Source organism: Pseudomonas sp. NDM (assembly GCF_003105095.1).
Classification (GTDB): Bacteria; Pseudomonadota; Gammaproteobacteria; order Pseudomonadales; family Pseudomonadaceae; genus Aquipseudomonas; species Aquipseudomonas moraviensis_A.
On the sequence record NZ_QETJ01000335.1, the window covers coordinates 1 to 470 of the forward strand.

Annotated in this window: 2 tRNA genes; both read right to left on the reverse strand. The window is 48.3% G+C overall.

Annotation, left to right across the window (positions count from 1 at the left end):
* Positions 1 to 180: 180 nt before the first annotated feature.
* A tRNA-Ala gene (locus tag DCO47_RS26870) sits at positions 181 to 256 on the reverse strand.
* 30 nt (positions 257 to 286) lie between these two features.
* Positions 287 to 363 (reverse strand) — tRNA-Ile (locus DCO47_RS26875).
* Between the last annotated feature and the right edge of the window lie 107 nt (positions 364 to 470).

Sequence of the window (470 nt, forward strand, 5' to 3'; positions counted from 1 at the left end):
AAGAGAACTCACAAATTTTACCTTAGCCTGATCCGTTACCAGTGAAAGTAACGTTCAGTCTATCTTTCTATCACATACCCAAATTTTTAAAGAACGATCTAGTCAAAGACTAGAAATCAACATTCATCACCGTTTCGGTGGAATGCTCATTTCTAAGCTTTCAAACTTCAGAAGCAGTAGTGGTGGAGCCAAGCGGGATCGAACCGCTGACCTCCTGCGTGCAAGGCAGGCGCTCTCCCAGCTGAGCTATGGCCCCGTATTTCTACAGGCGTTTCCCACACAAAATTGGTGGGTCTGGGCAGATTCGAACTGCCGACCTCACCCTTATCAGGGGTGCGCTCTAACCAACTGAGCTACAGACCCAATTTCGGGCTGCTTCTATCGTCTTCTTCAATGAATCAAGCAATTCGTGTGGGAGCTCATGCAGCAGCTGATGTCGTCGATTAAGGAGGTGATCCAGCCGCAGGTTC